The 21,727-nt window shown below is 68.1% G+C and carries 20 protein-coding genes; 14 read left to right on the top strand and 6 right to left on the bottom strand.

Features of this window, described 5'->3' with window-relative positions:
• Nucleotides 1–35 precede the first annotated feature (35 nt).
• The 6 genes from GOAMI_RS12525 to mnhG are packed head-to-tail and all read left to right on the top strand — an operon-like array spanning nt 36 to nt 6,737.
• Nucleotides 36–3,008, top strand: coding sequence for a Na+/H+ antiporter subunit A (locus GOAMI_RS12525; RefSeq protein WP_006436899.1), 2,973 nt, complete (start codon nt 36–38; stop codon nt 3,006–3,008).
• A complete protein-coding gene (locus GOAMI_RS12530) occupies nt 3,005–3,694 on the top strand; it encodes a Na(+)/H(+) antiporter subunit C (RefSeq protein WP_006436900.1) in 690 nt (229 codons plus the stop codon). The genes GOAMI_RS12525 and GOAMI_RS12530 overlap by 4 nt, the downstream gene beginning before the upstream one ends.
• Nucleotides 3,691–5,304 (top strand): Na+/H+ antiporter subunit D, encoded by a 1,614-nt coding sequence (locus tag GOAMI_RS12535; protein WP_006436901.1) that lies wholly within the window; start codon nt 3,691–3,693, stop codon nt 5,302–5,304. The genes GOAMI_RS12530 and GOAMI_RS12535 overlap by 4 nt, the downstream gene beginning before the upstream one ends.
• Entirely contained in the window at nt 5,301–6,134 is an 834-nt protein-coding gene (locus GOAMI_RS12540) for a Na+/H+ antiporter subunit E (protein WP_006436902.1), read from the top strand. The genes GOAMI_RS12535 and GOAMI_RS12540 overlap by 4 nt, the downstream gene beginning before the upstream one ends.
• Nucleotides 6,131–6,394, top strand: a complete 264-nt coding sequence (locus GOAMI_RS12545) for a monovalent cation/H+ antiporter complex subunit F (protein ID WP_006436903.1) — start codon at nt 6,131–6,133, stop codon at nt 6,392–6,394. Before GOAMI_RS12540 ends, GOAMI_RS12545 begins: the two co-directional genes overlap by 4 nt.
• 10 nt (nt 6,395–6,404) lie before the next feature.
• Nucleotides 6,405–6,737, top strand: a complete 333-nt coding sequence (gene mnhG / locus GOAMI_RS12550) for a monovalent cation/H(+) antiporter subunit G (protein WP_006436904.1) — start codon at nt 6,405–6,407, stop codon at nt 6,735–6,737.
• Nucleotides 6,738–7,199: 462 nt separating this feature from the next.
• Here mnhG and GOAMI_RS12555 read toward each other — a convergent pair whose 3' ends face one another.
• The 4 genes from GOAMI_RS12555 to napA all read right to left on the bottom strand — a co-directional run bounded on the left by GOAMI_RS12555 (nt 7,200) and on the right by napA (nt 10,048).
• The gene (locus GOAMI_RS12555; RefSeq protein WP_006436905.1) at nt 7,200–8,321 is read right to left on the bottom strand and encodes a glutamate--cysteine ligase; all 1,122 of its coding nucleotides are present in this window, start codon (nt 8,319–8,321) and stop codon (nt 7,200–7,202) included.
• Nucleotides 8,322–8,354: 33 nt separating this feature from the next.
• A complete protein-coding gene (locus GOAMI_RS12560; protein ID WP_006436906.1) occupies nt 8,355–9,035 on the bottom strand; it encodes a superoxide dismutase family protein in 681 nt (226 codons plus the stop codon).
• Nucleotides 9,036–9,170: 135 nt separating this feature from the next.
• Entirely contained in the window at nt 9,171–9,656 is a 486-nt protein-coding gene (locus GOAMI_RS12565; protein ID WP_006436907.1) for a LytR C-terminal domain-containing protein, read from the bottom strand.
• A 47-nt stretch (nt 9,657–9,703) separates the two neighbouring features.
• Nucleotides 9,704–10,048: a nucleoid-associated protein NapA gene (gene napA / locus GOAMI_RS12570; protein ID WP_006436908.1), complete on the bottom strand. Its 345-nt coding sequence runs from the start codon at nt 10,046–10,048 to the stop codon at nt 9,704–9,706.
• Nucleotides 10,049–10,310: 262 nt separating this feature from the next.
• On the opposite strand from napA, the gene GOAMI_RS12575 reads away from it, so the two are divergent.
• The 6 genes from GOAMI_RS12575 to GOAMI_RS12600 are packed head-to-tail and all read left to right on the top strand — an operon-like array spanning nt 10,311 to nt 14,662.
• Nucleotides 10,311–11,138, top strand: coding sequence for an esterase/lipase family protein (locus GOAMI_RS12575; protein ID WP_006436909.1), 828 nt, complete (start codon nt 10,311–10,313; stop codon nt 11,136–11,138).
• Nucleotides 11,139–11,158: 20 nt separating this feature from the next.
• Entirely contained in the window at nt 11,159–11,770 is a 612-nt protein-coding gene (locus GOAMI_RS12580) for a peptide deformylase (RefSeq protein WP_040004806.1), read from the top strand.
• Nucleotides 11,771–11,800: 30 nt separating this feature from the next.
• Nucleotides 11,801–12,829, top strand: coding sequence for an N-acetylglutamate synthase, CG3035 family (locus GOAMI_RS12585; protein ID WP_006436911.1), 1,029 nt, complete (start codon nt 11,801–11,803; stop codon nt 12,827–12,829).
• On the top strand, nt 12,829–13,368 hold the full coding sequence (locus tag GOAMI_RS12590) for a guanyl-specific ribonuclease (protein ID WP_040004803.1): 540 nt from the start codon (nt 12,829–12,831) through the stop codon (nt 13,366–13,368). Before GOAMI_RS12585 ends, GOAMI_RS12590 begins: the two co-directional genes overlap by 1 nt.
• Entirely contained in the window at nt 13,365–13,877 is a 513-nt protein-coding gene (locus tag GOAMI_RS12595) for a barstar family protein (protein WP_006436913.1), read from the top strand. The genes GOAMI_RS12590 and GOAMI_RS12595 overlap by 4 nt, the downstream gene beginning before the upstream one ends.
• Nucleotides 13,877–14,662: an exodeoxyribonuclease III gene (locus tag GOAMI_RS12600; protein ID WP_006436914.1), complete on the top strand. Its 786-nt coding sequence runs from the start codon at nt 13,877–13,879 to the stop codon at nt 14,660–14,662. Before GOAMI_RS12595 ends, GOAMI_RS12600 begins: the two co-directional genes overlap by 1 nt.
• A gap of 184 nt (nt 14,663–14,846) precedes the next feature.
• Here GOAMI_RS12600 and GOAMI_RS12605 read toward each other — a convergent pair whose 3' ends face one another.
• A complete protein-coding gene (locus GOAMI_RS12605) occupies nt 14,847–15,602 on the bottom strand; it encodes a siderophore-interacting protein (RefSeq protein ID WP_006436915.1) in 756 nt (251 codons plus the stop codon).
• Nucleotides 15,599–17,263, bottom strand: a complete 1,665-nt coding sequence (gene mbtM, locus GOAMI_RS12610; RefSeq protein ID WP_006436916.1) for a long-chain-fatty acid--ACP ligase MbtM — start codon at nt 17,261–17,263, stop codon at nt 15,599–15,601. The genes GOAMI_RS12605 and mbtM overlap by 4 nt, the downstream gene beginning before the upstream one ends.
• A 339-nt stretch (nt 17,264–17,602) precedes the next feature.
• Between mbtM and GOAMI_RS12615 the strand changes: the two genes are divergently transcribed.
• Both GOAMI_RS12615 and GOAMI_RS12620 read left to right on the top strand, forming a co-directional pair.
• Nucleotides 17,603–21,058, top strand: coding sequence for a non-ribosomal peptide synthetase (locus GOAMI_RS12615; protein ID WP_006436917.1), 3,456 nt, complete (start codon nt 17,603–17,605; stop codon nt 21,056–21,058).
• Between the two features lie 60 nt (nt 21,059–21,118).
• Nucleotides 21,119–21,727 (top strand): GNAT family N-acetyltransferase, encoded by a 609-nt coding sequence (locus GOAMI_RS12620; protein WP_006436918.1) that lies wholly within the window; start codon nt 21,119–21,121, stop codon nt 21,725–21,727.

Below are 21,727 nucleotides of genomic sequence, written 5' to 3' on the forward strand. Positions count from 1 at the left end.
GTGACACCCCGCCGGGAGAAAGACGGAGTGCCCTTTTGATATCCGTGTTGACTGCGTTGGCAGTGTGCGCACTGATAGCGCCCGCAGTCATCCACTGGATCGGCACCCGGGGCTTTTACATCCTCGCACTCGCGCCGCTCGGCGCCCTGATCTGGGTGATCTCCCACTGGCCCGACCCGGAAGCCGACCGCGCCGTCGTGGAGACGGTGAGCTGGGTTCCGTCGCTGCAGATGGACATCGTCACCCGGTTCGACACCCTCGCGGCGATCTTGTCCGTGCTGATCCTCGGGGTTGGCGCCCTAGTGCTCTGCTACTGCGCCCATTACTTCGACGACGCCCGTCCCCGCGTTGCGCTGTTCGGCGGCGAGATGGTCGCCTTCGCCGGTGCCATGTTCGGTCTGGTCGTCTCCGACAACATGCTCGTGCTCTATGTGTTCTGGGAACTCACGACCGTGCTGTCGTTCATGCTGGTCGGCTTCTACGGCGTCCGCGCGACTGCCCGCCGGTCGGCCACCCAGGCGCTGCTGGTCACCACCTTCGGCGGTCTGGCCATGCTCGTCGGCATCATCATGCTGGGCGAACGGTCCGGGACCTACCTGCTCTCGGAGATCATCGCGGCGCCGCCGACCGGAGTCTACGTCGACGTCGCGATCGTCCTGTTGCTCATCGGCGCGCTCAGCAAATCGGCCATCGTCCCGTTCCACTTCTGGCTCCCGGGCGCCATGGCCGCCCCCACCCCGGTCAGCGCGTACCTGCACGCCGCGGCGATGGTGAAGGCCGGCATCTACCTGATCGCGCGGCTGGCCCCGGCCTTCTCGGTCACCGCCAGCTGGCAGGTCGCCGTCGTCGGACTGGGCGCGTTCACGATGGTCCTCGGCAGCTGGCGGTCGCTGCGTGAACTCGACCTCAAGCTCATCCTGGCCTTCGGCACGGTGTCACAGCTCGGGTTCATGGCCGTGCTCGTCGGCATCGGCGACGCCAACGTGGCCATGGCCGGACTCGCCATGCTCGTCGCGCACGCCATGTTCAAGGCCTCGCTGTTCATGGTCGTCGGCATCATCGACCACGCCACCGGTACCCGCGACATACGTAAACTCGCGCGGCTCGGTCATCGGCTACCCGTGCTCGCCATCACCGCCGCGGTCGCCGGCGCCAGCATGGCCGGCATCCCCTTCACCTTCGGTTTCATCGGCAAGGAAACCGCCTTCGCGTCGGTCTGGGACACCGGCGCCCTCGCCCCCTGGCAGGCCCACACCGTCGACATAGTGCTGCTCGTCGGCTCGATCATCACCTGCGCGTACACGCTCCGTTTCCTGTGGGGAGCCTTCGGCCGCAAGGTGCGGCACACGCCCAGCCCGGCAGTGGCGAAGATGCACGCACCCTCATGGGCCTTCTACCTCTCCCCGGTCGTCCTCGCGGTCGCCGGAGTGGTGGCCGGACTCGTCAGCGGACCGATCGGCGATCTCTTCGAGCCCTACGCCGAGACCCTGAACAGCTACGGCCACGAGATCGAACACCTCGCCCTGTGGCATGGATTCGGCCTCCCGGTGATCTTCTCGATCATCGTCATCGTGGGCGGTGTGATCGCCTTCCTCGGCATCCGCCGAATCCGCGACCGCGTCTTCGGGTTCCGGCCCCTGCTCAACGCCGACCGCATCTACGACGCTGCGCTGCGCTCGGCCGACACCATCTCGCTGCTGCTGACCCGCAACACCCAGCGCGGTTCACTGCCCATCACCCAGGGCGTCATCCTGTGCACGGCGATCCTGCTGCCGACGATCGTCCTGTTCCTCGGCGCGCGCGACCGGCTGCAGGTCGACTACAGCGCCACCGCGGTCCAGGTCGTCATCGGCGGAATCATGATCGCCTCGGCGCTCGCCGCGGTCGTCCTGCGCAATCGTCTCGCCGCGACACTGTTGGTCGGCATCACCGGCTACGGCTGCGGCATGCTGTTCGCGCTCTACGGCGCCCCCGACCTCGCACTCACCCAGTTCCTGGTGGAGACCCTGACGCTGGTCATCTTCGTGCTCGTGCTGCGCAAGCTGCCCGCCGAGCCGGAGAAGCGGCATGCCACGGGCTTCAAGCCCCTCCGCGCGCTGATCGGTCTCGCATTCGGCGCCATGCTCGTGGTGATCGGTCTGTACGCGGCCTCCGCGCGCTCGACCGAGCCCCTGCACGTCGACCTCCCCGAAGCCGCCTACGAGTACGGGCACGGCGCGAACGCGGTGAACGTGCTCCTGGTCGACATCCGCGCCTGGGACACGATCGGCGAGGTGTCGGTGCTGATCGTCGCGGCGACCGGCGTCGCCTCGATGGTGTTCCGCAACCGACGCTTCGGCGCGGCACCACGCGTCGCCGACGCCATCCGGCTGCAGGCGGGCATCAGTGGCGACGATTCGGACGACGACGATCCGATCCCACCCGACCGCACGACGTGGCTGCTCGGGTCGGGTCTGCGCGACCCGCGGCACCGTTCGATGGTGCTGGAGGCGACGACACGTCTGCTGTTCCCGACGATGGTGGTGCTCTCGGTCTACTTCTTCTACGCCGGCCACAACTCGCCGGGCGGTGGGTTCGCCGGCGGACTCACGGCGGGACTCGCACTCGTCCTGCGGTACCTCGCCGGCGGACGCTACGAGCTCGGTGAGGCCCTGCCGATCGAACCGGGCCGCATCCTGGGCGCGGGTCTGGCGATCTCCGCCACCACCGCGATCACCTCGATGTTCCTCGGGGCCCCGGCGCTCTCGTCGGCCGTCTTCGAGATCACCGTCCCCGTCCTCGGCGACATCAAACTGGTCACCGCGCTGTTCTTCGACCTCGGCATCTACCTCATCGTGATCGGCCTCGTGCTCGACGTGCTGCGCAGTCTCGGTGCGCGTCTCGACGTCGAGACGACGGTGGCCCGCACCACGGTCCGGTCCCGGACCTCGTCGGAGACGGTCCCGGCCGAATCGGACGAACCGACAGCCGAGAACGTACCGACCGGGAAGGGGCAGGTGGCGCGATGAGCACCAACCTCCCGCTCCTGCTGGTCGTCGGATTCATGGCCGCCTGCGGTGTGTACCTGCTGATGGAACGCAGCCTGGTCCGGATGCTGTTCGGCCTGCTCCTGTGCGGCAACGCGCTGAACCTGATGATCATCGTGGTGTCCGGCGGGATGGGCAATCCGCCGATCCTGGGCCGGTCGTCGGAGAACCGTGCAACCGACGCCGACCCGCTCGCACAGGGGATGGTCCTGACCGCGATCGTCATCACCATGGGTGTGGCGGCGTTCGTGCTCGCGCTCGTGTACCGGCTGTTCGTGATCAACCGAGACGACGACGACGTCGAGGACGACGTCGAGGACGTCAAGATCAAGACCGGCACGCTCGACACCGCCCCCGACCGCGACCGCAGCGACGACCCGGTCACCTTGTCCGACACCGTGACCGGCGACTACTTCGACGACGCGGGCAACCCGCTCACCCCCGAGGAGGTCGCCGAGCGGCACTCCGCCCTGCATGAGACCGACATCATGCCGACCGACTCGGACGTCATCGACGAGATCGGTTCCGACGACACCGAGGACGACCCGGACGTCGTGGGCGACAAGGTGCCCGACGACGACTCGGGCGAGCCGAATGTCATCGGCAGCTCCGGTGAGAAGATCGCCGCCGACGACGCAGCACACAGCTCCGAAGGGGGTGACCGATGACTCCGCAGCCGTCCTGGATTCCCGTCCTGATCGCCCTGCCGACGCTGGTGCCCCTGGGCGCCGCCGCGCTGTCGCTGCTGCTGGGCCGGAGCCCCCGGTTCCAGCGCGTGGTCGCCATCGTGGCGATCTCGGTGGCGTTCATCACGTCGTGTCTGCTGCTCTACCTGACCGACCGGCACGGCACCTTCGCCGTCGCGATCGGCGGTTGGGGCGACAAGGGTTACCCCAACGGTCCTCTCGGGATCACGCTGGTCGTCGATCAACTGGCCGCCCTGATGCTCGTCGTCTCGACGATCGTGCTGCTCTGCGTCGTCGTGTACGCGATCGGTCAGGGCATCCGGGACGGCACGGCGCAACAGCCGACGTCGATCTTCCTGCCGACCTATCTCATCCTCACCGCGGGTGTCTGCAACGCCTTCCTCGCCGGCGACCTGTTCAACCTGTACGTGTCCTTCGAGGTGCTCCTCACCGCGAGTTTCGTGCTGCTGACGCTCGGTGCCAGTGAGGAGCGCGTGCGAGCCGGCGCGTCGTACGTGATGGTGTCGATGGTGTCGTCGCTGATCTTCCTGGCCGGCATCGCCTTCGCGTACGCCACGACCGGCACGCTGAACCTCGCGGAGATGGCCGTCCGTCTCGACGACGTCTCCAGCGGTACCCGCAACGCCCTCTACGCCGTGCTGCTGGTCGCCTTCGGCATCAAGGCCGCGGTGTTCCCGTTGTCGACCTGGTTGCCCGACTCCTACCCCACCGCCCCCGCACCGGTCACCGCGGTGTTCGCCGGTCTGCTCACGAAGGTCGGTGTCTACGCGATCGTCCGCGCCCACACACTGCTGTTCCCCGGCGGGTCGATGGACACGGTGCTGATGGTCGCGGGTCTGCTTTCGATGTTCGTGGGCATCTTCGGCGCGATCGCACAGTCCGACATCAAACGTCTGCTGTCGTTCACCCTCGTCAGCCACATCGGCTACATGGTCTTCGGTGTCGCGCTGTCGTCGGAACTCGGCATGTCGGCCGCGATCTACTACGTCGCCCACCACATCCTCGTCCAGACCACGTTGTTCCTGGTGGTGGGACTGATCGAACGTCAAGCGGGTTCGGCGTCGTTGCGGCGTCTCGGTGGCCTGATCGCCAGCCCGATCCTCGCCGTCCTGTTCCTGGTCCCGGCCCTCAATCTGGGCGGCATCCCACCGTTCTCCGGGTTCATCGGCAAGGTCGCCCTTCTCCAGGCCGGCGTTCAGAACGGCTCGGTGCTGGCCTGGATTCTGGTGACCGGTTCGGTCGTGACCAGCCTGCTCACGCTGTATGTGATGGCCCGCATCTGGACCAAGGGTTTCTGGCGGCCTCGTGCCGACGCCCCCGAGGGCGAGCTGGCCGACCAGGGACCGTCCGCACTCATCGACGAACGCGACGAGGGCGCCTTCTCCGACCGTGAGGACGTCGGCCGCATGCCGGCGATGATGGTGCTCCCCACGTTCGCGATGGTCGTCGCCGGTCTGGTGCTCACGCTGTGGGCAGGCCCGATCTTCGACTTCACCGACAGTGCCGCGACCGACGTCGTCCACCGCGGCGTGTACGTCGAGGCCGTACTGGGCGGAGGTGAAACACGGTGACCACCGGAGAACCGCACACCGGCAAGCACACGGGGCCGCCGAAGCGGCGCGCGCCCGTGGTCTCCACCAAGGGGCCCGTGCTATCGCTGGTGATCAACACCTGGCGGGTGTCGCTGCTGTTCGTCTTCTGGCACTTCGTCAGTGCCCTGGTGTGGCTGCGCAATCACACGAGCCTGCCCAAGTGGCTCGGCGGCGACGGCCGCGAGGTCGGGGTCCGGCTGTGGACCATCGCCTGGCTGACCTTCGTGTGGGTCTTGTTGTGGGGCACCGTCTCCTGGGCGAACGTCATCGGCGGTGTCGTCCTGGCGATCGCGGTGCTCACCGTGCTGCCGCTGCCCCGCGTGCCCGTCGAGGGCCGTATCCATCCGTTGTCGGTGGCGCGGCTCCTCGTCCGGATGATCGTCGACTTCTTCGTCTCGAGTGTGCAGATCGGCTGGATGGCCCTGCGTCCCGGCCGTCCGCCGCTCGGCGCGGTCGTGCGAGTCCGGGTGGCGATCAAGTCGGACATGGTTCTCACGCTCGCCGTCGACTACCTGAACCTCGTGCCGGGCACGATGGTACTCGAGATCGATCACCGGCGGCGCATGCTGTACGTCCATGTCTTCGACGTCCGCTCGGAGAAGAAGGTGCGCGCCTTCTACGACCAGGTGGCGTATGTCGAGCGCATGTTCATCAAGGCCTTCGAGCGCGACAGCGAATGGCATCCCAGCCCGTACCACGGCATCGACGAGGACTTCCATCACGTGCGGCCCATCGAGCCGGTCGACGGCGCCCGACCGGCCGAAGAACCTGACCGGACCACGGGCCGGTCGGATCGAGGGGGGTCATGAGCGTGGTGTGGACGATCGTGGCGGCGATGCTGTTGCTCGCCGCGGTCCTGACGACGGTCGCGATCCTGCGGGGTCCGACCACACTCGACCGCCTGGTCGCGCTCGACGTACTGATCGCCCTGTGCATGTGTGGCCTCGGCGTGTGGGCGGCCTACAGCCGGGACTCGACCGTCGTGCCGGCCATCGTCGCGCTGTCGTTGGTCAGCTTCGTGGGATCGGTGTCGATCGCACGCTTCCGTGTGCGGGATGACCAGACATGACGGTGAAGAAATGATTGTGGACATCGTCAGCGCGACGCTGATTCTCGTCGGCTGCCTCCTTGCGGTCACCGCGGCCATCGGCCTGGTCCGGTTCCCGGACACGCTGAGCCGAATGCATGCGGCCACCAAACCGCAGACCTTCGGCCTGCTGCTGGTCCTGATCGGCGCCGTCGTGCGACTCGGCGACAGTGTCGACAGTGGAATGCTCATCCTGGCCGGACTCTTCGCGCTGATCACCGCACCCGTGGTCGCACACCGGATCGGACGCCTGGCGTATCAGGAGCAGCGTGCCCGCGACGGCCTCATGGAGGAGCGGGACATGGAGGCACCCGACCGGGATTAGCTCCCGCTCCCTGAGTAGGCAACCCCACTGCCGGTTGAGCCGACACACAACCCCACCGCCGGTTGAGCCGACACCGAGCGCAGCGAGGCGTCGCGTCGAAACCCCGTTGAGCCGACACACAACCCCACCGCCGGTTGAGCCGACACACGACCCCACTGCCGGTTGAGCCGACACCGAGCGCAGCGAGGCGTCGCGTCGAAACCCGGCCGCCACCACACCCACCGACCGGTTGAACCAACAAGGCACGAGGTTTCGACGCGGTGGCTCGCTTCGCTCGCTACCGGCTCAACCAGCAAGGCACGAGGTTTCGACGCGGTGGCTCGCTCCGCTCGCTACCGGCTCAACCAGCATGGCTAGGCTTCGACGCGGTGGCTCGCTCCGCTCGCTACCGGCTCAACCAACAAGGCGCGGTTTCGACGCGGTGGCTCAACCGGCAGGCCCTGAGCGCCGGTTGACGTACGGTCAGTCCAGCTCGGCGACCACCGACGCGACGACGTCGCGCATCGAGTGGGTGTCGAGGTAGACCGCGCGCTGGCGCTGATAGCTGGCGCCCTTGTCGATGATGGTCCCGATGCCGGCGAGTTCGTCGACGCAGCCGAGGTCGCGCGCGATCGGCTGCAGGCGTTCGAGCAGCTCGTGGAGATCGTCGGTGACGAGTTTCTCGGTGCAGTCCGCGTCGAGGATGACGATGGCCTCGAGTCCGTAACGCGCTGCCCGCCACTTGTTCTCCTGAACCAGCCAGGGCGCCATCGTCGGCAGCGTCTCGCCCGCGGAGAACCGGCGGTCGAGATCGACGACGAGGCAGTGGATCAGCGCGACGATCGCCGAGAGCTCACCGAGGTTGGTCATGCCGTCGCAGACGCGCACCTCGATGGTGCCGAGATGGGGCGACGGGCGGATGTCCCAGCGGATCTCGTTGAGGTGGTCGATGATCCCGGTCGTCTTCTGATCGGCGACGAAGTCCTCGAACTGCTCCCAGGTCTCGAACTGGAACGGCAACCCCGCGGTCGGGAGCTGCTGGAACATCATCGCCCGGTTGCTGGCGTAACCGGTGTCCTGGCCGGCCCACATCGGCGACGACGAGGACAGCGCCAGCAGATGCGGATAGTAGTTCAGCAGGGCGTCGAGGATCGGGAGCACCTTGTCGCGGTGGCTGATCCCGACGTGGACATGGACGCCCCAGATGAGCATCTGCCGACCCCACCACTGGGTGCGCTCGATGAGCTCGGCGTACCGGTGTCCCTCGGTCAGCAGTTGGGTCGAGTACTCGGCGAAGGGATGGGTGCCCGCGCCGTACAGGTCGACGCCGAGCTCCTCGGTCAGCACGCGCACCACACCGAGCGTGTCGGTGAGGTCCGCGATCGCCTCGCCGGTGGTGCGGCAGATGCCGGTCACCAGCTCGACGGTGTTGCGGAGCAACTCCTTGTGGATCTTCCCCAGACGTTCGGGGTGATGCTCCTCGACCGCGGCGAACAGTGCCGCCGCCGAGTTCGACAGATCGCCGGTGACCTTGTCGGTCAGCGCGAATTCCCACTCGACCCCCAGGGTGGGGGTCGGCGACCCGTCGAACTCGATCGGTGTCACGGACGGCCGCGATCGATGCCGGATCGCGGGTGCCTAGCTCTGCTCTTCGATGACACCGCAGGCGATGCGGGACCCGGCGTCACCGGTCTTCAGGGTGTCTTCCTTCGGCCCGCCGGGGTACTTGTCGGCCGGGATGTTGCCGAAGTTGTCCGGCTTCTCGTGGATCATGATGGCCTTGCCGAAGATCTGGTCCAGCTTCACCGCGTCCGTCGTGGTGACGGTACGGCCCGTGTGGTCCTCGAGGATGTTGATCGAGACCAGGTCACCGCTCGAGGGGTGGCTGGTGTTCCCGTCGACCTGCAGGTGGCCGCCGGCCGAGGTGAAGGCCTGCGCCCCACCGGAACCGGCGTCGCACACACCGTTCTCGTGGATATGCATGCCGTGGAAGCCCGCCGGCAGATCGCCGTCGGTGACGCGCACGCTGACGGTGACCGGACCATCGCTCTCGGACTCGGCCGAGAAGGTGGCCTCGCCGACGACCTTGCCGGACGTGTCCTTGATCTCGGCGACGGCGGTCTGGCCGGTGGGCTCGCCGTCGACGTCGTCCGCAGCACCCGGAGGCAGCGGCTTGTCGGTGACCACGGGCGGCGTCGTGCCGGGGACATCCGTGGGATTCTGGTCGGGGCTGCAACCGGCCAGGGCAACCCCGATCAGTCCCGCGGAAGCCAACGCGGCGAGGGCGCGCGACGCGGCGAGTTTCGAACGTCCGGACATGTCACTCCTTGATCACTGTCACCGGGATTGCGCCCGGCTGGGGCGGTTCACTGGGCGTCGGCCCAACGGTGCGCGACGACTACAGGCGCGCTGTTGAATTTTCTGAATGCTTCGACGATAGTCCGGCGGCGTACGTCACGATCCACTGACCGCGGTCACCACGATCACCGGCAACCCGCCCCGGCACCGGGTGAACGAGCTGGGACGTTCCTCGACGGAGACGGTGCCGCCGAGCGCGTCCGCCAGCTGATCGGCCTGCGCCTTGTCGGAGTCCTCGTCGTAGAAGATCGTGTTCTCGCTGAAGCCACCCGCGGTGTAGTTGCCGGGCTGGGCCATGGTGTAGCCCTTCTCCTTCAGCAGGTCGGTCACATCCGAGGCGAGTCCGGACACCTGGCCGGCGTTGATCACGCACACACGCTTCGCCGACGCCGACGCGGAGGTCGACGACGGGGTCGCGGAGGTGGGCGTCGAGGTGGCGGTCGCGGTCGTCTCGGCCTCCGGTTCGCTTCCCGAGGTCGCCGCGGAATGCCAGCCGAGCCCGATGAAGACGACGGCCACTGCGAAGAGCATCATCGCCCCCGCGCGCAGCGGGAGGCGATTGGGCTCACGGTCTGCATTCATCACCGACGACCTTAACGCACCTCGGATGGCTGACCGGGGTCAGCGTCTCAGGTGATCTCGAAGCCCAGACGGCGCGCGGCGCGGGCCTTCTGGCGCGACGCCCTCAGCCGCCGGAGTCGCTTGACGAGCATCGGATCCGCGGCGAGCGCTTCCGGGCGGTCGACCAGCGCGTTGAGCACCTGGTAGTACCGGGTCGCCGAGAGTCCGAAGAGTTCCTTGATGGCCTCTTCCTTGGCGCCGGCGTACTTCCACCACTGCCGTTCGAAGGCCAGGATGTCGTGTTCCCGGCGCGTCAGTCCGTCCGCACCGAGCTCGTGCGGATCGAGCTGGACTCCGTTGTCGGGGGTGGGTTGATCGCCGTCGTTCTGGCTACGCGCAGCTGCGCCGTCCATCTCACTCCCTCACCGATAAACCTGATGACCCTCACACCGTCGCTGACGTGCGCCGGGCCGGCGGACCGACCCGGGTTTCCCGATTCGGACCTCGGAGGACACGGCGACGAATCACAACGGTGTGGTTCGCAGACAATCTAACCACGGTCTCGACGTCCCATCGCGCTGTGACTCGCCACGACGCACGCTCGACCGGGGCCACGTGTGAGCCGTCGCTGTTAGCCTCGCCTCACCACGTACACGTCGATCCGGGGGGAATCGGATGATCTCAGGACTGTCGCGCGGCCTGACCGCGTTGTTCGCCGGCGTCGGCATCGCTGCGGGCACGGCTCTCGCCGCACCGGCGGTGGCCGCGCCGGCCGCGTCGGGTGAGCGGGTCGTGGTGATCGTTCCGGGCCAGCAGCTCTACGCCGACGAGCGCCAGAACGAGGAGACCTTCCGGCCGCTCGCCGACGCCATCCGCTCGGCCGGGCACCGGGTCGTCTACGCCCACGCGAGCGGCCGCGACGTGGCCTCCGACGCCCGGTTGATCAGGGACGTCGTCGACCCGCTCACGGCGGGCGCCGATTCGGTCGGCATCGTCGCCCACAGCGCCGGCGGCCTCGGTGCGCGTCATTATCTGAAGTTCCTCGGTGGCGCCCGGGTGGTCGACGAGTACGTGGCGATCGGCACCGCCCAGTACGGCTCTCCCGGCGGATGTTCGCAACCGCGCGACGGAGGCTACGACACCTGCATGTACGCCGACGCCGTCACACGACTCAACGAGGGTCCGGATGCTCCCGGCCCGACCCGCTATTCGGTCGTCCAGAGCGACGGGGAGTGGACCGACGGCCGGCTCGACGGCACGGCGCAGTGTCGCGCCTACTCGCCGGTGCCCCTGGCCAACACCGGATTCGACCACGCCATCGAGATGCGGGACCCGACGATCATCGCCCGGGTGGTGACGTCGCTCCGGGGCGGTTGCGCCGGGCAGGTCGTCACCGATCCCGTCGATGGCTTCGATTGGCAGTCGACCCTGTTCCCGGGCATCCCGGGCCCGCTGGGTGACGCCGTCCGCGACGCCGTACCCGGCGTCGTTCCGGCGCCCTGAGCAGCTATAGGGTGATCGACATGGCGATTCTCCCGATCTGCATCGTGGGCGAGCCGGTGCTGCACCAGCCCACCTCCCCGGTTCCGCTCGACGCGGACGGCCGTCCGTCGCAAGACGTCATCACCCTCCTCGACGACATGTTCGAGACCATGGACGCCGCCCACGGCGTCGGGCTGGCGGCCAACCAGGTCGGTGTCGGGTCCCGCATGTTCGTCTACGACTGCCCTGACGGCGACCGCATGGCCACCCGTCGTCGCGGCGAGGTGATCAACCCGGTCCTGGAGACCTCCGAGATCCCGGAGACCATGCCCGATCCCGACGACAACGACGAGGGCTGCCTGTCCGTGCCGGGCGAGCAGTTCCCCACCGGCCGCGCCGACTGGGCACGCGTCACGGGCGTCGACCGGACCGGCGCCGAGGTCGTCATCGAGGGCAACGGCTTCTTCGCACGGATGCTGCAGCACGAAGTGGGACACCTCGACGGCTTCCTCTACGTCGACGTCCTCGTCGGCCGCAACGCGCGGGCCGCGAAGAAGGCCATCAAGCGCAACAAGTGGGGTGTACCCGGACTGACCTGGCTGCCGGGCGCCGTCGCCGACCCGTTCGGGCACGACGACGATGACGACGACTGACCGATTCTGACCAGGCCACAACGGACGACAGTGTCCCAGCTGCACACGACGAAGTCGGGCGCCGTGATCGGCGACCGAGTCGTCGTGCGCTATCTGCTCGGTCAGTCGACCCCCGCCGATTGGCGCGGCAATCCCGGTGCGGCGCAATCGGATGTCACCGGCATCCTGATCGACGACGCCGACCCGATTCGCCTGGAGCGCGACGGCGAGGTGGTGTCGATTCCGGGGACCTCCATCACCTCGGTGCGGTTGCTCTCGGCCAAGCCGGTGCGCAACAGCGAGATCCGCACTCTCGAGAGTGTGGCCGCGCGATCGTGGCCAGGCGTGGAGACGGCGTGGATCGCGGGATGGTTCGTCCGCGCCGGGCACGGGTTCAGCCGCCGCGCGAATTCCGCGGTCCCACTGGACCGCTCGGCACACCCCGATGCGACGACGCTCAGGCGGATCGCGCAGTGGTACGCCGATCGGGGACTACCGCCACTCCTCGCGCTTCCGGAACGATTGATGACGGCGTCCACCGTCGGTGGCGTCGAGGACATCGAGGTGCAGATGCTCACCGGCGACCTACCGGCGCTGGCGGCCCGCCTGGCCGAGTCCCGTTCCGACGCAGTGCGTCTCGCCGACGATCCCGACGCGGACTGGCTCGCCGCCTACGCCGGGCACCGCTCCGGCCACGACGCCGACACGGTTCGACAGGTGGTGACCGCCGGCGACGGACCGCGAGCCTTCGCCGCGATCCACGCCGACACGGGGTCGTCCGTGGCCACCGCGATCGGACGGGGCGTGGTCACCGAATCACCGGATGGCCGCCGATGGCTGGGACTGTCGGCACTGTGGACCGATCCGGAACGACGCCGAAGCGGGTTGTCGTCGCAGGTCCTCGCCGCACTGGTGGCGTGGGGTGCCGAGCACGGCGCCGGCCATGCCTATCTGCAGGTCGAGACGACCAACCGTCTCGCCGGTGCGTGGTACCGCCGAGTCGGCTTCGGTCTACACCACAGCTACCGCTACGTCACCCCCGACATTCCCGCCACCGACCCCACCCTGCAGGAACACTGATGCCGAGTCGCCCACGCTCGACACCGACCGTCGCACGACGTCGCCGACCGGCCGCGATCACCGCAGTGGCGTTCGTCGTCATCGCGCTGGTCCTCGCGGTGACCTGGTTCGTCAACAGCGCCGGCGATTCCGGAGCCGATGAATCCGCGACGGCCGGTTCCGTCTCGTCGAATGGTTCGACCATTCGGACCCCGGCCACCACCACGACAACTCCCAGGCCGTCCGCGGCGAAGACGCCCCCGCCGGCCGCGGCCCCCGCGCATGTCGCGCGTACGCTCGCCCTGATCGACGCCGGTGATTGGCCGGAGGCCGCCCGGGCGCCGGGAACGAAGGGCGGGATCACCTTCCGTAACAACGAGCGTCGGCTGCCGGCCACGGATGCCGACGGACGCCGCATCGCCTACCGGGAATGGGACGTCAACCCGAAGGAGCCCGGCCGCAGCCGGGATGCCGAACGGATCGTCACCGGGAGTGACGGCACCGCCTGGTACACCGCCGATCACTACCGCTCGTTCATCCTGATCCGAGGACCGTCATGACTCCACGCGACGATCTCGGTGCTCGTCTCCGTCGGTTCCTCGACGCCGCCGGGAAAGTCGGCCCGGCCGTCGGACTCACGCTCGAGTCGGAGCTGCCCGATCTGGGTCCCGACACCCGCCTGCGCACCGTCAGCGGTACCGCGGCGACCACCACCGGCACGCTGTTCACCACCTTCGCCCGCGCGTGGGATTTCCCGGATCACTTCGGACGCAACCGCGATGCCTTCGACGACTGCATGCGCGATCTCGACGCACCCGACGCCGCCGGCCGAACTCCGACGACCATCGTCACCCACCTCACGAAGGCCGACCGACTGCTCGACGAGGACAATGCCGGCTTCACGTGGTTCGCCGACTCGATCGGTTTCTACCGTGATCACTATCGTGATGCCGGACGGACTTTCGCGCTCATCCTGTCGACCTCGGGTTCCCGTGCCTCCGCCGTCCGGGCCCGTTGGGACGCCGCAGGTGTGCCGGTCGCCGAACTCGACAGCCACAGGGAGAGCTGATGCGGATCGCCACGTGGAACGTCAACTCCATCCGAGCGCGTTCGGAGTCGGTCGTCGAGTGGATGGAGCAGGCCGACGTCGACGTCCTCGCCATGCAGGAGACCAAATGTCACGACGACGCCTTCCCGTTGATGAGTTTTCTCGCCTCCGGGTACGACGTCGCTCATGTCGGGCAGGGCGCCTACAACGGGGTCGCGATAGCTTCGCGAGTCGGACTCGACGGGGTGGAGGTCGCCTTCGACGGGGTACCCACCTATCCGGTCGACGACCAGCCGATCCGCGAGGCCCGCGCGATCTCCGCGGTGTGCGCGGGGATCCGCGTGTGGAGCCTGTACGTGCCGAACGGCCGCACACCAGAGGACCCGCACTACGAGTACAAACTCCGCTGGCTCGACGCCCTCGGTGACCACATCGCGCTGCGACTGGCTCACGATCCGGCCGCCGAGATGATGCTGGCCGGCGACTGGAACGTCGCGCAGACCGACGACGACGTCTGGGATCGCGAATACTTCGACGGACGCACCCACGTCACACCTCCGGAACGCGCAGCGGTGCAGCGCTTTCTGGACGGCGGTCTGGTCGACTCCGCGCTCCCCTACGCCCCGGGTTACACGTTCTGGGACTACACCCAGTTGCGCTTCCCACGCGACGAGGGGATGCGGATCGACTACGCGTTCTGTTCGCCCGCGCTCGACACACGCGTGATGGGCGCGCACATCGACCGCGAGGCGCGGAAACGCAAGGGCGCCAGCGATCATGCCCCGGTGGTGTTCGACCTCGCTTGACCTGCTCCCTGAGGAGCGAGCTTGCGAGCGTCTCCCCGCTCCCTGAGGAGCGAGCTTGCGAGCGTCTCGAAGGGTCCTTTCGATACGCCCTCCGCAAGCTCCGGGCTACTCAAGGAGCAGAAAGAGCGAGCTTGCGAGCGTCTCCCCGCTCCCTGAGGAGCGAGCTTGCGAGCGTCTCGAAGGGTCAGGCGAAGGACTTGCCCGGGATCCAGTAGGCCTGCGCCTTCACCGACCTCTTGGGCATGCCGTACTCGGTCTTCAGCGTCGCCGACACCGCGCGGGTGCTGACCGAGTCCAGTGCGACCCAACCGAAGTGGTCGTGCGCCGCGAACGCCGAGGCGCGCACGGCGTGGACGAGTGCGGCGCCCTCGTCCTCACGCGCGATCCAGTGGACGGTGTCGTGCGCACGAGCACGCAGCGGCAGGGACCTGTCGCTCTCATGCTGGTACTCCAACCAGATCGTGGCAGGCATCTCCGGGCGATCGGATGCCTCGATGGCGTCGAGCAGCGAGTTGATCGCCGGCAGTGAGGCCGGGTCGCCGGCGATGATCCAGCCGCGGATCCCGTCTGCGGGCATCGCGAACCTCGAACCCATCACGGTCGCGTTGATCGTGTCCCCGGGCTGCGCCTGCTGCGCCCAGCGGGCGGCGATGCCGTCGTGGATCGCGAACTCGATCCCGAACGTGTCGGCGACGGGGTCGGCATCGACGACGGTGTATCCCCGCTGATGGAGTCTTCCCGCGTCGTCGAACCACAGCCGAATCCACATCGTGGGGTGCGGTGCCCTCTTCGCGAGCAGCCCTCCGCCGGTGAACGTCAGGCGCACATAGTGATCGGTCACCACCTCGGAGCCGGTCACGGTGAGCCGGAAGTCGTCGCCGCCCAGCAGCTTGAGGACGGCGCCCTGCCATCCACGACCTCTTGTCACCACCTGGCTCACTGTCGCTCGACCGATCCGAGCGTCCCGTCCTCGACCATCTGGCGGGTTTCGAGGCGACGGATCTTGCCCGAGGTGGTACGTGGAACCGAATCCGGGGCCACGAAGATCACCTCCGCCGGCATGATCCCGCATGCCGATGCGACCTCCGACATGACCTCGGCACGAGCCTTTTCCGGGTCCGAACCCTTGTACTCGGCGACGATCACCAGGCCCGGACGCGACGACCCTTCGCCCCGCGCCATCGCGACCACGCCGCCACGCCGAACGCCGGCGGCCTCGGCGGCCGCGCGCTCGATCTCGATCGGGAACAGGTTGCGTCCGGCGACGATGATGACCTCTTTGGCCCGTCCACAGATGACCAGGCGGTCGTCGATCAGGTAACCGAGGTCACCTGTGGAGAACCATTCCCCCGCACCGAGATCGGCGCTGCCGAGATAGCCGCGCATCATCGAGGCACCACGGATCTCCACGTGGCCCACGGAACGACCGTCGATGGCGGGAACGTCAATATTCGGTTCGACGATCCGAATCTGCATGCCGCCCAGCGGCTTTCCGAGGATCGCGTACCGGCGTCGAATGGGCTCGCCGCCGCCGGGCGGAGTCACGGTCACCTCGTCGTAATGTGCGCCCTCGCCGACTGCGGGCATCGTCACGGCACAAGCGGATTCGGCCATGCCGTAGGCGGGTGCCGCCGCCGAGCGATCGAAACCGAACGGCGCGGTCGCCTCCAGGAACTTGTCGAATGCGTCGGCGTCGATCGGCTCGCCGCCGCTGATCGCGACGCGGAGGTTCGACAGGTCGACGTCGCGCAGGAGCTTCCCGTAGCGACCGAGGATGTCGTAGGCGAAGTTCGGGGCGGCCGTCACGGTGGCCTTCGTCTCGGTCAGCCACTGCATCCACTTGAACGGCGCGGCGGCGAACGCGGTGTTCGGCACCACATAGGTGGAGATGCCGGTGGTCATGCCGGCGAGCAGAAACATCAGGCCCATGTCGTGGTACAGCGGGAGCCAACTGAACCCCGTGTCGCGGGTGCGGTGCAGCCCGAGGCGGCTCACGAGTTCGATCGCGTTGGAGTACACGGCCGACGCCGGGAGCACCGCGGTCTTGGGGTCACCGGTCGACCCGGCGGTGCCCTGCAGGACAGCGACGGTGTTGCTGTTGACGTTGCGGGCGACGAAGTCGGTGGTGTCGGCAGCGACACCGAACTCGGCGACCCGCGCGATCCTGAGGTGACCATCGACCTTCGAGAGCAGGTCGAGCTGGGAGCCGCTTCCCAGGACTGTGCCGACGCCGATCGAGACGAACCGCGAGTAGGTGGTCTGCGCCCACCGGTCCTCGTCGGCTCCACGGATGGGTCCGGGCAGAATGCTCACCGGCACTCCGACGAGCCACGCACCCTGGATCGCGGCGATCAGGTCGACGGTGGGATCGCCGATGAGTCCGACAGCGAGCGGCTCGTGCAGCTCACTGTCGGCGAGTAGCTGCATCGCGATCTGCTCGGCGCGTGCGTGGACCTCGCGCCAGGGCGCGGTGACCCACTCGCCGGTGTCGGAGTCGAGCACGGACAGCGTGGTGTTCCCCGCCGACATCGCCTCTCGGACAGTTGCTGCGAGGGTATTGGTGGAGCCGGCCTCCTCCAAGACCACGCTGCTCTGCGACATGTTCGTTCCCCGTTCTCGCCGACCGCGGCGTCGGCTATCTCGTTCATCTGGCGAATGGCGTCCACTGCGCCGGAGCGCGCGAATCGCGTGGGTCGCGGCGACCGAACTCAACTCACCACCCTTGGGTAGGTTAGCCTAATCTTTGTAACGCACAAGGGGTGGTCCACTGCTCACCGAAGCGTGATTCAGATCATCTGGCGACATGACGTTCAATAACTTAGGCTAACCTAAGTTTTGTCGCCGGCGGACGTTGGTCGCGGCGACTAGTCAGTATACCCTACCCTAAATTGACGTACACGATTAGACGACGCTCCCGAACCGCGAGAGGCACTTCGGCTGATGGCCACGAACTCCGAGATGACATCCACCATCACCGATCTCGCCGACCCTGCCGTCATCCGTGCCGAGGTCGCCGGCGCTCTCGGCGTGACACCGGAGTCCCTCGACCCCACCCAGGACCTCATCGCCCAGGGACTCGACTCCCTGCGCATGATGCGACTGGCCGGCACCTGGCGCAAACGCGGCATCGACATCGACTTCGCCCGCCTGGCCGCCGCACCCACACTCGACGCCTGGACCGCACTCATCGGAAGTCCCGCGACCACCGCAGACACCGACGAGTCCCCGGAGAACGTCGACCCCACAGCACCTTTCCCGTTGGCGCCGATGCAGCACGCGTATTGGATCGGCCGCTCCGACAGCCATGCGTTCGGCAACGTCGCCGCGCACCTCTACATCGAATTCGACGGTCACGACATCGATCCGGACCGCTTCACCACCGCCATGGGCGAACTGCTGGAGCGCCATCCGATGCTGCGGGTCCGCGTACTCCCCGACGGCACCCAGGTCGTCGGACCCGCCCATCCCGAGGCCATCGCCGTCCACGACCTGCGCAGCCAATCGGCCGAGATGGTCGATGCGATCCTCGCCGAGAAGCGTTCACACGGAACGCATCGAGCCCTCCCGGTCGAGGAGGGTGCGGTCATCCGAGCGGAACTGAGCCTGCTGCCGGGCGGTTCCACCCGCGTACACCTCGACGTCGACATGATCGCGGCCGACGCCATGAGCTACCGCGTCTTGGTCGACGACTTCAGTCGTCTCTACCGCGGGGAGACCCTGCCGGAACTCGGGGTCACCTTCGCGACGATCACGGCCGACCGGACGTCCCGTGACATCCGCGACGAGGACCTCGCATGGTGGCGGGAGCGCATCCCCCACCTGCCCGGACCGCCCGAACTCCCACTCGACGATCGCGCCGCCCGCGGCGAGACGGAGCCGCGCAGTGTCCGCCTGCACCATTCGGTCTCCGCCTCCGAGTGGAAGCGACTCGAGGAACACGCCCACCGCCGGGGCGTCACCCCCGCGGCTGCGGTGGCGGCGGTCTTCGCCGAGGCCGTGGGCACGCATTCCGCGAATTCCCGGTTCCTGCTGACTGTTCCGCTGTTCGATCGTCCGCAGATCCATCCCGATGTCGAACGCGTGGTCGGCGACTTCACGTCCTCGATCCTCGTCGACGTCGACCTGAGCGAACCGGCGACGCTGGCCGAGCGCGCACGCCAGATACGTTCGGCGATGCACGACGCCGCCGCCCACGGTTCGATGAACGGCCTCGACGTCCTCCGCGAACTCGGGCGTGCACGAGGCGAATCCGTCGTCTCGCCGGTCGTGTTCACCAGCGCGCTAGGGCTCGGCGATCTCTTCTCCGCGCAGTCCACCGACGTACTCGGAGACCCCGCGTGGATCGTCTCACAGGGTCCCCAGGTACTGCTCGACGCACAGGTCACCGAGATCGCCGGCGGCCTTCTCCTGAACTGGGACGTCCGGGTGTCCGATCTCGACGAGACCACCGCCCGCGCGATGTTCGACTACTACGTCCGTCTCCTCGGCCTCCTCGTCGACGGCGAGTGGGACCTGGCCGCGCCCGATCCGGTCGCCGATGAGGTTCGTACACAACGTCGTTCGGTCGAGCACCCGCTCCCTGCCACCGATGTCTTCGACGGCACCCTGCACGGCACGATCCTGGGCCGCGCGGCGCAGCGGTCCGCGTATCCGGCGGTCATCACCGACGACCGCACCTGGACGCACGGCGAGCTCACCGACGACGCACTCCGTGTGGCCGGCGCACTCACCGCGGCGGGCGTCCGCACCGGGGACACCGTGGTCGTCCACCTGCCCAAGGGCGGCGACCAGGTCGTCGCCGCACTCGCCGTGCTCGCCGTCGGCGCCGCCTACGTACCGGTCGCGCCGACGCAACCGGAGGCCCGCCGGGACCGGATCGTCTCCATCGCCGGACCACGCGCCGTGCTCACCGCCGATGTCGGCGCCTGGGCGGACGGCGACGGACCTGCCGTCATAGACATCGCACATGCCCGAACCGCGGCACCGGCCGAGCCCGCGGAGGTGTCCGGCGAGGCGTTGGCCTACATCCTCTTCACCTCCGGATCGACGGGACTGCCCAAGGGCGTCCAGGTCCCGCATCGTGCCGCGGTGGCCACCCTCACCGACCTCGTCGACCGCTACTCGCTCGACGAGCGTGACCGCAGTCTCCAGGTCTCCTCGCTCGAGTTCGACCTCTCCGTCTTCGACATCTTCGGACTGCTGGCCGTCGGCGGCGCCGTGGTGGTGCCCGGTGACGACGAGCGCATCAAGATCGACGACTGGGTGCGACTTCTCACCGAACACTCGGTGTCCGTACTCAACTGCGTGCCGTCGATCCTCGGCATGATCCTCGACATCGGTTCGCTGCCCGCGTCGATGCGGGTGATCATCATGGGCGGTGACAAGGTCGAGGTGTCGCTGCTCGACCGGGTCGCCGCACAGCTGCCCGACTGCCGGGTCGCCGGCCTGGGCGGCACCACCGAGACCGCGATCCACTCCACGATCTGCGATGCGGACGACGTGCCCGCCGGGATGGCGTTCGTGCCCTATGGCGTTCCGCTGCGCGGCGTCCGGTGCCGGGTCGTCGACGAGACCGGCCGTGATCGTCCCGACCTCGTCCCCGGTGAACTATGGATCGGCGGTGCCGGCGTCGCCGACGGCTATCGCGGCGATCCCGAGCGCACGGCGGATCGCTTCGTCCGCCACGACGGCGAGACGTGGTATCGGACCGGTGATCTCGCCCGCTATCTGCCCGGCGGATTCCTCGACTTCCTCGGCCGCGCCGACCACATGGTGAAGGTGCGCGGCTACCGTGTGGAGCTCGGCGAGGTCGAAGCCGGACTGCTCGGGCTCGACGAGGTCGGTTCGGCGGTCGCCTGGTCCGACGGCCGCGACCTGCGTGCCGCCGTCGTCCCTGCCGGGACACGGATCGACGAGGACGAGATCCTCGCCGGACTCTCCGAAACGCTGCCGCCACACATGATCCCGCGTTCGATCGCCGTGCTGGATGCTCTGCCCCTCACGGCGAACGGGAAGTACGACCGCAAGGCACTGGCAACCCTCATCGACCCGTCGGACACCGGCCCGGCGGTCGTCGCACCGCGTACTCCGCTCGAGGAGGCGCTCGCCGTGATCTTCTCCGACGTACTGCCGGTCCGACCGATCGGTGTCACCGAGGACTTCATCTCGCTCGGCGGCGACTCGGTGCAGGCCACCCGCCTCGTGGCGCTGTCGCGCACCTGGCTCGACGCCCCGCGCCTGTCGGTCGCCGACATCTTCGGTCACCGGACCATCGCAGGCCTCGCCGAACGGCTCACCGCCCTCGAAGGCCCGCGCGTCACGCGCGTCGCCGAGATCCTCCTCGGCGTCGTGGCCCTGACCGACGACCAGGTGGACGCCGAGCTGGCCGGGACCTAACGCGCAGCCGGCAGCCCCGGTACCCACCACGACCGCAGACTTCACGACAGCAAAGGCATCATGACCACTTCATCGGCACCCGCGTACGACCTGCACTCGGTCGATCTCGACGACCTGTCGCACGCCGTCACGGTCCACGGATGGCTCACCCATCCCAAGGCCAAGTACTGGGACATGCTGGAGAGCTCGGTCGCGGACGTGGAGAAGATGATCCGGGAGACCGCGGCAGCGACCACCGGCACGCCCTACGGCATGCGTCTGGGCTACCACGACGGCCGACCGCAGTTCCTGTTCGAACTGTACGATCCGCAGACCAGCGAACTCGCCGACCCCGCAAGCGGTTACGTCCATGCCGAGGGCGACATCGGGATGCACCTGCTCGTCGCCCACGCCGAGCAGGCCCTGCCCGGATTCACCGGCGCGGTGATGCTGCACATCATGCGGACGGCGATCCTCGAGGTCGGCGCCGCGCGAGTGGTCGTCGAACCGGACGTGCGCAACACCGCGGTCCACCGCCTCAACGCCAGTGTCGGATTCCAGGTCGACGGCGACTATCCGGTCGGCGACAAGACCGCTCATCTGAGCTACTGCACGCGCGACGACTTCCTCCGCGTCACCGCCGGCGGCACCAGCGTCGGCGCGGTCGAGGTGACGGACCTGGGAGCGTGA

Origin of the sequence: Gordonia amicalis NBRC 100051 = JCM 11271 (assembly GCF_000332995.1) — a bacterium.
GTDB classification, from domain to species: domain Bacteria; phylum Actinomycetota; class Actinomycetes; order Mycobacteriales; family Mycobacteriaceae; genus Gordonia; species Gordonia amicalis.

Coding starts and splice junctions, on each gene's coding strand:
- GOAMI_RS12565 (WP_006436907.1), bottom strand. CDS start 9,656: ATGAATGCAGACCGTGAGCCCAATCGCCTCCCGCTGCGCGCGGGGGCG.
- GOAMI_RS12590 (WP_040004803.1), top strand. CDS start 12,829: ATGCCGAGTCGCCCACGCTCGACACCGACCGTCGCACGACGTCGCCGA.
- napA (WP_006436908.1), bottom strand. CDS start 10,048: ATGGACGGCGCAGCTGCGCGTAGCCAGAACGACGGCGATCAACCCACC.
- GOAMI_RS12615 (WP_006436917.1), top strand. CDS start 17,603: ATGGCCACGAACTCCGAGATGACATCCACCATCACCGATCTCGCCGAC.
- GOAMI_RS12620 (WP_006436918.1), top strand. CDS start 21,119: ATGACCACTTCATCGGCACCCGCGTACGACCTGCACTCGGTCGATCTC.
- mnhG (WP_006436904.1), top strand. CDS start 6,405: ATGATTGTGGACATCGTCAGCGCGACGCTGATTCTCGTCGGCTGCCTC.
- GOAMI_RS12575 (WP_006436909.1), top strand. CDS start 10,311: ATGATCTCAGGACTGTCGCGCGGCCTGACCGCGTTGTTCGCCGGCGTC.
- GOAMI_RS12580 (WP_040004806.1), top strand. CDS start 11,159: ATGGCGATTCTCCCGATCTGCATCGTGGGCGAGCCGGTGCTGCACCAG.
- GOAMI_RS12545 (WP_006436903.1), top strand. CDS start 6,131: ATGAGCGTGGTGTGGACGATCGTGGCGGCGATGCTGTTGCTCGCCGCG.
- GOAMI_RS12595 (WP_006436913.1), top strand. CDS start 13,365: ATGACTCCACGCGACGATCTCGGTGCTCGTCTCCGTCGGTTCCTCGAC.
- GOAMI_RS12530 (WP_006436900.1), top strand. CDS start 3,005: ATGAGCACCAACCTCCCGCTCCTGCTGGTCGTCGGATTCATGGCCGCC.
- mbtM (WP_006436916.1), bottom strand. CDS start 17,263: ATGTCGCAGAGCAGCGTGGTCTTGGAGGAGGCCGGCTCCACCAATACC.
- GOAMI_RS12560 (WP_006436906.1), bottom strand. CDS start 9,035: ATGTCCGGACGTTCGAAACTCGCCGCGTCGCGCGCCCTCGCCGCGTTG.
- GOAMI_RS12600 (WP_006436914.1), top strand. CDS start 13,877: ATGCGGATCGCCACGTGGAACGTCAACTCCATCCGAGCGCGTTCGGAG.
- GOAMI_RS12535 (WP_006436901.1), top strand. CDS start 3,691: ATGACTCCGCAGCCGTCCTGGATTCCCGTCCTGATCGCCCTGCCGACG.